The sequence below is a fragment of the Streptomyces sp. NPDC057428 genome (assembly GCF_042803195.1).
Lineage (GTDB): Bacteria > Actinomycetota > Actinomycetes > Streptomycetales > Streptomycetaceae > Streptomyces.
This window is the reverse complement of record NZ_JBHVCT010000142.1, coordinates 1-9,337: the sequence shown is the minus strand read 5'-3', so window position 1 is coordinate 9,337 and position 9,337 is coordinate 1. Positions and strand designations below refer to the sequence as shown.

The following is a 9,337-nucleotide window of genomic DNA, read 5'->3' as shown; positions in this document are numbered from 1 at the left end:
TGGAAGCCTCAAGAACTCCCATCATCGCAGGTCACAAGGCACTTCCTCGTTTCAGGAACGAGTGTCCACAGACACCAAGCCGGTGGATCCGGGCTGAATGCCCCACGTACCCCCGTGCGACGACCGGAATTCAGGTATCTCACCGGACCACAGAGGTCCACCGGATTCGCAGCGGACACTCCTCCTCGACGTGACCCCAGCAGACGGAGGTAGCATGCTGACCTTCACGCGCGACGACCTCGCGCACCCTCCGTCAAAAGCCAGGCTTTGCCATTCGGCGCCTTCCGGCGGCGCCGCATCGCTTGCAGTTCGTCGTCCCCGATCCAGCCGCGGGAGACCCCGCCTGCCTTCGTGGGGTGCGGCGCCGGCCGACGCGCGGCCCACGGTGATGCCACTCGGACACCACCGCCCGGTGCAGAAATCAGACTAACGCAATAATTTGCCCAGTCAAGCATAAGACGCCCCGGCCTCTCGACAGCCATCACCATCCCGGGATCCACAACCGGACTCGATGACCCGGGGGCCGTCCCGGAACGAGAGACCGAGGACCGCCAGCCCCGCACAGGCACACCCGATCCCCCGTCCTTCGGGGCGTTGTACGATCATCGGCGACACGTATGCCGACTCCGGTCTTCGCTGCCGGGTGTGCGCAGACACGTATGGGCCGTTGCCCGGCTGTACATGAGGCCAAGGGTGTCCTGATACGGCAGCGGCTCAGTCCTCCTCCACCCATCGTTCCGACGCACGCCCAGGAGCTGTGATGCGCTCGAAAACACTCGCCCGGAGCTTCATCGAGATCGCGGCCGAGCACGGTGGGCGCGAGGCATTGGCGGACGGGACCGTCCGTCTCAACCACGGCGAGGTGCTACGACGGGCCACCACCGTCGCAGTCCGGTTGAGACACTTGGGGGTCGGACCCGGCGACCGGGTCGCGATCCTTCTGCCGAACTGCTGGCAGTACGCCGTCACTTACATCGGAGTACAGCTGAGCGGCGCCATCGCCGTACTGGTGAACACCCGGCTCGCCGGACCGGAGCTCACTCACGTCTTCAATGACAGCGCTGCCACGGTGATCGTCACGGATGGCGCAGAAGGGAGGCTGGGCGCCCGCGTCCCGGACGCATTCGCCGCGCACATCGCCCCGGTGGAAGCGCTGCTCGCCGTACCGGACCCCGAAGCTCCGGACGTGGACCCCCGGGCGCTGCCCGGCTGCGAGCGGGACGCGTCCGATGTGGCGCACCTGCTTTACACCTCCGGTACCACCGGCCGGTCCAAGGGTGCGATGCACACGCACGCGAACCTGCTGTTCAACGCGCGCACCGTGCGCGAGCGTCTGGGGGCAGGGCCGGAGGAACGGACGCTCATCGCGGCGCCGATGTTCCACGCGACCGGCGTGGTCTCGCAGTTCGTCGGATTCTTCACAGCCGGCGGCTGTTGCGTGTTCACCCCGGAGTTCAAGGCGGAGACCGTGGTGGAGTTGATGGTGCGTGAGCGCATCACCTTCTTCGCCGGCGTCGCAGCCATGCTGCGTCTGATTCTGCTCAGGACCGAGCACCTCTCCCCCGATCTGTCCGGCCTGCGCCTCTTCGTCATGGGCGGCTCCCCCGTCCCGGAGGACTTCCCCGGTGAGGTCAGGACACGTCTGCCCGGTCTGACCCTCGGCAACGTCTGGGGCCTGACGGAGGGCACCTCGATCGTCACCTACACCGAGGGCGACGAGTACTCCACCCACGCCGCAACCGTCGGCCGCCCGGTGGCGGGACTCGAGGTCGCGATCTCGATCGGCGGTGGATTTCCGCGGGATCTGCGCGATACCGTGGGCGAGTTGTGCGTGCGCGGCCCGGTGGTGACCGCAGGCTACTGGAACAACCCCGATGCCACGGCGACCACCTTCGTGGACGGATGGCTGCGCACGGGCGATGTCGGCACGGTCGACGGCGACGGGTTCGTGCGCGTACTCGACCGTCTCAAGGACATGATCATCAGGGGCGGCGAGAACGTCTACAGCCTCGAGGTCGAGAACGTACTCAGCACGCACCCCGACGTCGCGGACGTCGCCGTCGTGGGCGTGAGCGACCCGATCCTCGACGAACGGGTACGCGCGGTCGTCGTGCCCCGTGCCGGGCACTACCCCGGTACGGAGTCGTTGCGAGAGCATGCCGCCGTCTCCCTCGCCGATTACAAAGTCCCCTCGGAATTCGTCTTCGTGGAGGAATTGCCACGCAATGCGTCCGGCAAGGTACTCAAACGCCGGCTCGGGGACCTTGCCGCCCCTGCGCCGGCTGACAGCGCCGGCCCGGCGATCGCGACCGCCGAGGAGACAGATGACCACCTCCCCCACTGAACCGCGCCCCGCCGAGGCAGGGCGTTTCGCGGTCGTCGACGTCGTGATCGTGGGTGCCGGATTCAGTGGGCTCGGCATCGCCGCCATGCTCGACAATGCGGGCTTCGACTCGTTCGTGATCCTTGAGGCCGCCGATGACCTGGGCGGGGCATGGCGCGACAACACCTATCCCGGGTGCGGTTGTGACATCCCGTCCCCTCTGTACTCGTACTCGTTCGACCAGAAGTCCGACTGGAGCAGACTCTTCGCCCGACAGCCGGAGATCCTGGGCTATCTGCGTGACGTCGCTCACCGTCGTCGTCTCGACGGGCGCGCGCGCTACGGCAGAAGGGTCGACAGTGCCCACTGGATCGAGGCGGACGCCCGATGGGAAGTCGTCACGTCCCAAGGCGAGACCTACCACACACGTTTCCTCGTGTCGGCAGTAGGGCCGCTGCACCATCCCGCCTACCCGGATCTTCCCGGCATCGAGTCGTTCGACGGGGCGGCCTTCCACTCGGCTGCCTGGCGCCACGATGTGGATCTGACCGGCAAGCGGGTCGTGGTCATCGGCTCCGGGGCCAGTGCCGTCCAGTTCGTCCCGGCGATCGTCGACAAGGTCGCGGCGCTCACCGTCTATCAGCGCACACCGCCTTGGGTCGTCCCCAAGGCCGACCGCCCCTTCGGCCGACGCCACCGGTGGTTCGCCCGATGGTTCCCGCCCTACCGGTGGTGGGTGCGCGAGCGCCTGTTCCGGATCCACGAGGAACGGGCCGCCGGATTCGTCAGCGACCGCCAGGCCATGGCGAAGACCGAGGCCTTGGCGCGCAGGCTGATCGAGAGGCAGGTTCCCGACGCCGACCTGCGTGCCGCAGTCACTCCGGACTACGCCATCGGCTGCAAGCGGCTCCTCGTGTCCAGCGACTGGTACCCCGCTCTGGCCAGGCCTCACGTTCAGGTGCGGCCCGTCGGGGTGAGCAAGGTGCGTCCCGGCGCTGTGGTCGGTGACGACGGTGTCGAGGTCGCGGCCGACGTCCTTGTCTACGGCACGGGATTCGACACCCAGAACACGGTTCGCATCAATATCACCGGCAGGGACGGCGTGACTCTCGCCGAAGCATGGGGAGGCGGCAACCAGGCCTATCTCGGGACCACTGTCGCCGGCTTCCCCAACATGTTCCTGATGGTGGGGCCGAACACCGGACTCGGGCACAACTCACAGATCTTCATGATCGAAGCCCAGGCCCGCTACGTCGTCGCCCTCCTACGCCGGATGCGCCGCAGCCGCGCGGACTCGCTCGAGGTACGTCCGGAGGTCCAGCGTGCCTTCAACGACTGGATGGACGGGCGCATGGCCGGCACCGTCTGGCAGTCCGGTGGCTGCCGCAGTTGGTACCAGGATCCGCGATCGGGCCGTAACACCGTCCTGTGGCCCGGCACCGCGATGGCCTTCAGCCGCCGGACCCGCAGTATCAGGATGACGGACTACCTGTTCCAGCGACTCGGGGGCAACGCTTCACGGGGCATGCGGCGTAGGTGACCGCGGTTCGCTGTGACCGCAGTGTCACGTACGCGTCGCGGTGGAGGCGGCCGGGCCGCGCCACCGTGGCGGTTGGACATGTCCCCGGTGCGGTGGAGCGCCGTGCGTGCCGGGCTCCAGCCGCGACCGCCGTCGCAGGAGGTCTCGACCTTCAGTCCCACACCACGCGGAGCCGGCATTCCGTCCTGCATGCGTACGCCCGGCCCGACGGTGTGCGTACCGGCCGGACCCACCGCGTTCTGCGCGTCGACCGGGGTGTCGGGCCCAGGCGCCGGACACCGTGACATTCCTAACGCTGCGTACCCAAATATCCCGATTCCGTCGTATGTTGACATGTGAAGCAAAAGTGTTGTTGCAGGAGAACTGAGGAATGGGGCGTTCATGCGCACTTTCACCCGCAGGGGCATCCTCGGCCTGAGCGCGGGCGCGGCAGCCGCCGTAGGCCTCGCGGCATGCCGCTCCCACGCGTCGCCGAAAGTCGCCCACGCGGTCGACGGCCCGAGCGGCACCCCGGCCGCGCCACGCACCGCCGAACCCACAGCCCGGCTCATCGGAGACGGTTCGACGTCGTACACCGGGAAACAGCCGCACCAGCCGAGTGCGCCCGTACCGCTGGAGCTGGGCCAGGCCCCTCCTCAGTTCGTCGTCTTCTCCTGGGACGGTGCGGGCGAGGTCGGCAACGGCCTCTTCCCCCGCTTCCTCGACCTGGCCCAGCAGCACGGGGCGTACATGACCTTCTTCCTCTCGGGCCTGTATCTGCTCCCCGAGTCGAAGAAGCGGCTGTACGACCCTCCGAACAATCCGCGCGGGGCCTCGGACATCGGCTATCTCACCGACGAGCACGTCCGTGCCACACTCGCGAACGTTCGACGGGCCTGGTCGGAGGGTCATGAGATCGGCACACACTTCAACGGCCACTTCTGTGGCGGCCGTGGCAGCGTCGGCAACTGGACCCCCCAGCAGTGGCGGACCGAGATAGACCAGGCCAAGGCCTTCGTGAAGGAGTGGCGGACCAATACGGGCTGGACCGAGGAGTCACCCCTGCCCTTCGACTACGACAAGGAGCTGGTCGGCGGCCGGACACCGTGTCTGCTCGGCCAGGACAGCCTGCTACCCACTGCGCGGGAGCTCGGCTGGCGCTACGACGCCTCCTCGCCAGGAGGCCGTCAGGTCTGGCCGGCGAAGAAGGAGGGGGTCTGGGATCTGCCGTTGCAGCAGATACCTTTTCCCGGACACTCCTTCGAGGTCCTGTCGATGGACTACAACATGCTGGCCAACCAGTCCGTCAACTCGACACAGGCTCCGGCCTACAACTATCCGGCCTGGCGGGATCAGGCCACCCAGGCCTACATCTCAGGCTTCCAACGGGCATACGAGTCGAATCGGGCGCCGTTCTTCATAGGCAACCACTTCGAGGAGTGGAACGGCGGCATCTACATGGATGCCGTCGAAAAGGCACTCGAGCACATCGCCGAAGAGAGGGAGAGTGGCGGCGACGTGCGCCTCGTCTCCTTCCGCCAGTTCACCGACTGGCTCGATGTGCAGCGGCCCGAGGTGCTGGCCCAGCTGCGTGGGCTGGATGTCGGCCAGCAGCCGGCCGGAGGGTGGGCCGGCTTCCTGGGAAGCGAGCCGAGCACGGCCGGTACGCCGGAGGCCACCGAGGGCTCTGACCGGCGGGGGCCGGGAGCGGCCGCTTGAGGGACGGCGCACGCCGAAAAAACACCGAAGCCCGCTGCCGAGCGCTGGCCGGCTGTCGGTAAATGCCCCTGTCCGGCCCTGTGATCCAGGGCGTCTGGGGCAGGTCCCCCAGACGCCCGGTATCCCGGCCGAACGGATCGGCCGGGATACCGAGCTCTGCTGTCGCGGGCCGGTTGGTCAGCCCAGATCGGTGATGAACTGGGTGACGATGTCCGCGAACTCCTCCGGCGCTTCCAGCTGAGGGGTGTGCCCGACGCCCGGCAGGATCTGCAGGGCGCCGCGCCAGAGCGTCGGCATCCCGATTCCCCGCAGGTAGTCCGAGCTGATCAACTGGTCGCCCTCCCCGTGCAGCACAGCGAGGGGCTGCGTCATGTGAGCCACGACAACCCTCTCGTCGGCGAAAGCTCCCGCCTGGAGGCTGGCCAGCAGGCCGGCACGAGCTGCACCGTCGGTGGCGATCACGTCCGCCACGAGTTCGTCGGTCGGCAGGGTCGATCCGGGGGCAAGGAAACTCTCGGCGAAGGACAGGGCCGCCTCGGCGTCCACGTCGGGGGAGAATCCCACGCCCATGGCGGGGTTCGGCAGAAACGCCCTGGCGACATCGGCCGGGCCGCCGACGGGCGGCGTGCCGAAGAGGACGAACCCAGCCACCTCAGGCAACTGGGACGCCGCTTCGAGCGCGATGTGTCCGCCCAGACTCCAGCCGACGATCACCGCGTCCTCGGCTCGCAGTTCCTTGACGAAGCCTGCGAGAACAGAGGCGTAGGACCGAAGTGAGTAGCTGGCTGCGCGCTCGGCGGGTGCTGAACCGCCGTGGCCGGGCAGATCCGGCGCAAGGCAGCGGTACCGCTCTCCGAAGGAACCGTTGAGCAGTGGCCGCCAGACCCGGCTGGAGGAGGAGTTCCCGTGCACCAGGACAACTGTCCGCCCCTTGCCCTGCGAGGCTGTGTAGTTGATGCGCTGCCCGGCGATGCCGACCCGTTGTTCCTTCAGAAGGCTTCCCCTCTCCTGGGCAGCGCGCCACTCCACGTTCGCGTCCGAGGACTGCCCTGTCACTGAGAAGCGGCCAGGGTGATGGCAGCGGCAACGGCGAGGGCGAAGAAGATGATCGGAGCCATGGCTGCGTTACGGGCGGCGCTGTCCCGGTAGTCGCCCCACTTGACGTGGAAGCAGACGGCCCCGATGAACACGACTGCCAGGCCGGCAGCGGCCGCGATACCCAGCGGCTGCCACCAGATCCCCACGACGAGCCCGACACCGGCAGCGACCTCGGCAAGACCTATCAGCCGGACCATGGTCGCGCTGAGACCCTTCTGGATCAGGCCGTCCGGGACGTCACCCTTGAGCTGCGCCTTAGGGGCGCCGGCAGCGAGAGATGCAAGGGCCAGCAGGATGCTGATGACAACGGCTGCTATGTACATGATGGTTCCTTTTCTGGAGTTGAATGGGAGAAATGTGCTGCTGGGGTGGCTGTGTGAGCTCACCCGGGCATGCCCGGGTGAGCAGCCGGCCGGGCTTCGCCGTCGAGCCGGCTGGTGTGCCCCGGCCGTGACAGCTCAGCTGTCACGCGGACTACGCGGTTGGTCCTTCACGAAGTCCTGGACGCACGCTGATTGACGGCGACGGCTCGATCGAGCAGTGCCGGGTCGGCCAGGGTGTCGGGGTGCGCAAACATGAACCAGACCGCCTTGCACGCTTCGGCGATCGTCTCGTCCGTCACGGCGGCCTCCATGAGCTGCCTCATGGCGGACCGTTGCCGTTGGACCTCTTCACTTACCTCAGCTCCCTGAAGAATGTCCGTCCGGGCGACGTCCGCGCCTGCGGAAAGGGTCCATGCCGCGTCCGTGGCGACCTTCTGCAGGGCGAAGAAGCGCTCGCAGGGAAGGTCGAGATCCGGGTCGTCGGCGAGGTAGTCGGACAGACAGGCTGCGTGCAGTGCGGCCGAGGACACTCCCTGGAAGTACTTCGCGTTGAGGGACACCGCCGCGTCCCCGACACTGACCACACGGGCCGGAAGCCGCGTGAGCCCCGCGAAGTCACGCCTTCTGCTGGTGGCCTGACGAAACCTCACCACGTCGAGGACGACGTCACCGCCGGAGACCCTGCTGAACGCCGGCGGAAGCTTGTCGCAGAGCGCGCGGAATTCCGCGATCGACCCGGGAGGCTTGTTCCCCCCCGTGGACGAGCAGGCTGACCATCCACCGGTCGTTCTCGACCTTAACGACCAGACCCGCGGCCAGCCCACCGGGACCTGCGAAGAGCGGGTACTGACACGCCGTGAACCGCCGGTCCACGTCTGAGCCGACCCGCTCGACCACCGCGGTCGAGTAGTGGATGCCGGTCTGCATACGCTGCTGGTGCGGCCGGCTGAACCCCTCCTCCTCCAGCCAGTCCGACAGCTTGCTGGAACGGCCCATCGCATCCACCGTGAAGTCGACGGGCAGGATGTCCTCGGTGTCGTCCTGCACATACCGCACGGCACTCACCGCGCCTTCCCGGTACACAAAACCCGTCACGCGTGCCGTGTCGGCCGACACGTTGGGCAGATCGAGCACACGACGGCGCAACGCCGATTCGAGGAAGGGGCGACTGCAGAAAAGCATCTGCGCGTCGCCGGTACGCAACTGCTCCACGCCGTCGATGTACGTGTCCATCTCGTCCGGCGCGAGGAGAACTGCACCGGCGTCGCGCATCTCGCCCGTGATGCCGGGCAGCCGGCGTTCCATCAGTGCGAGCCCGCCCGGCATCAGAATGTGTGCCTGACGATCGTGCGGCACACCGGCGCGCGGCTGCCCGGTCAGAATCACCTCCTCGCGCTCGATGACCAGTACCTCGCGGGAGTGGTCGGCGAGGACGCAGGCGGCCAGAAGCCCGGCAATGCTGCCACCCAGCACACAGGCCGTCTCGAACAAGGCCGGCGTGGACTTCGGCACGTCCTGCCGGACAAGCCTGTCGAACACGGCGACGTGCGACTCGGCCACCTTCACTCCTACGCCTGGCGGCGGCCGAGCGGCCGCCGGGTTGGCCGCTGTGGGCCGATCACTGGTCGTGACCACACCCCCTCGGCAATGCTTGTCCAAGAAAGTAAATCTGTGCGTAGTTGCTTTGTCAAACACATTGCGCTCCACCGCCACGAAACCGCCCGGACCAGCGACAGACCGGGCCGCAACGTCGCTCGTTTAGGCCGCATGGGCCATATCTCGATGTCGGCGTGACGGTGTGCCTGGTGGTGTGATGCGTGGGCTCGTCGCGCTGGTGGGTGGCGTGGGGCGTCGCTCTTCGGGGAAGAGACGAAGGTCGACGGTGTGGGTGACGCGGGTGGTGGCCGGCTCGTCGGGTTTCAGAGTGCGGTAGCCGGCGGTGCTGCGTTTGGTGGCGCGGGGTGCGGCGCGTCCGGGGCGGGGCTTGACGGCCTCGCGGGCCAGGTCGTCTCGGACGTCACGAGCCTTGGCCGCCAGTTGGCGAGGGGGAAAAGTCCGCGCCGGCGGAACGTCGGGCAGCGGCGAGGGTCTGCTTGAAACTGATGTGTGAGACGGGGAGTTGGGCATCGCCGGCGGTCTCGACCGTCAGGTGGTGGATCGCCTGGTAAACGCAGAGCATGGCCCACAGTTCCTGCTCGACCATGGCGGGACTGTTCGAGCGCAGGGTCGCGGTGCGTCCGCCCCGTTGCTCGATCTTGATCCTGAGTTCCGCAGTTAGCAGTGCCGACTAGGACACGAATATGTGGGTTGACCTGCGAAAATGCCTGTGAGCACGCCGAGATGGCGTGTCACTAG

Annotated in this window: 8 protein-coding genes; 3 read left to right on the top strand and 5 right to left on the bottom strand. The window is 67.5% G+C overall.

Going from position 1 to position 9,337, the window contains the following annotated elements; translation table 11 throughout:
- Positions 1-760: 760 nt before the first annotated feature.
- From ACFU5K_RS30080 to ACFU5K_RS30070, 3 genes are all read left to right on the top strand, one after another.
- Positions 761-2,344, top strand: coding sequence for a class I adenylate-forming enzyme family protein (locus ACFU5K_RS30080; protein WP_384067330.1), 1,584 nt, complete (start codon positions 761-763; stop codon positions 2,342-2,344).
- Positions 2,325-3,863: a flavin-containing monooxygenase gene (locus ACFU5K_RS30075; RefSeq protein ID WP_384067327.1), complete on the top strand. Its 1,539-nt coding sequence runs from the start codon at positions 2,325-2,327 to the stop codon at positions 3,861-3,863. Before ACFU5K_RS30080 ends, ACFU5K_RS30075 begins: the two co-directional genes overlap by 20 nt.
- 381 nt (positions 3,864-4,244) lie before the next feature.
- Positions 4,245-5,561 (top strand): hypothetical protein, encoded by a 1,317-nt coding sequence (locus tag ACFU5K_RS30070; RefSeq protein ID WP_384067324.1) that lies wholly within the window; start codon positions 4,245-4,247, stop codon positions 5,559-5,561.
- Positions 5,562-5,738: 177 nt separating this feature from the next.
- On the opposite strand, the gene ACFU5K_RS30065 is transcribed toward ACFU5K_RS30070, so the two are convergent.
- From ACFU5K_RS30065 to ACFU5K_RS30045, 5 genes are all read right to left on the bottom strand, one after another.
- Positions 5,739-6,617, bottom strand: coding sequence for an alpha/beta fold hydrolase (locus ACFU5K_RS30065; RefSeq protein WP_384067321.1), 879 nt, complete (start codon positions 6,615-6,617; stop codon positions 5,739-5,741).
- The gene (locus tag ACFU5K_RS30060; protein ID WP_384067318.1) at positions 6,614-6,982 is read right to left on the bottom strand and encodes a DoxX family protein; all 369 of its coding nucleotides are present in this window, start codon (positions 6,980-6,982) and stop codon (positions 6,614-6,616) included. The genes ACFU5K_RS30065 and ACFU5K_RS30060 overlap by 4 nt, the downstream gene beginning before the upstream one ends.
- Positions 6,983-7,149: 167 nt before the next feature.
- Positions 7,150-7,542: a hypothetical protein gene (locus ACFU5K_RS30055; protein WP_384067316.1), complete on the bottom strand. Its 393-nt coding sequence runs from the start codon at positions 7,540-7,542 to the stop codon at positions 7,150-7,152.
- Positions 7,543-7,648: 106 nt separating this feature from the next.
- Entirely contained in the window at positions 7,649-8,542 is an 894-nt protein-coding gene (locus ACFU5K_RS30050; RefSeq protein ID WP_384067313.1) for an FAD-dependent oxidoreductase, read from the bottom strand.
- Between the two features lie 457 nt (positions 8,543-8,999).
- A complete protein-coding gene (locus ACFU5K_RS30045; protein WP_384067311.1) occupies positions 9,000-9,185 on the bottom strand; it encodes a hypothetical protein in 186 nt (61 codons plus the stop codon).
- Between the last annotated feature and the right edge of the window lie 152 nt (positions 9,186-9,337).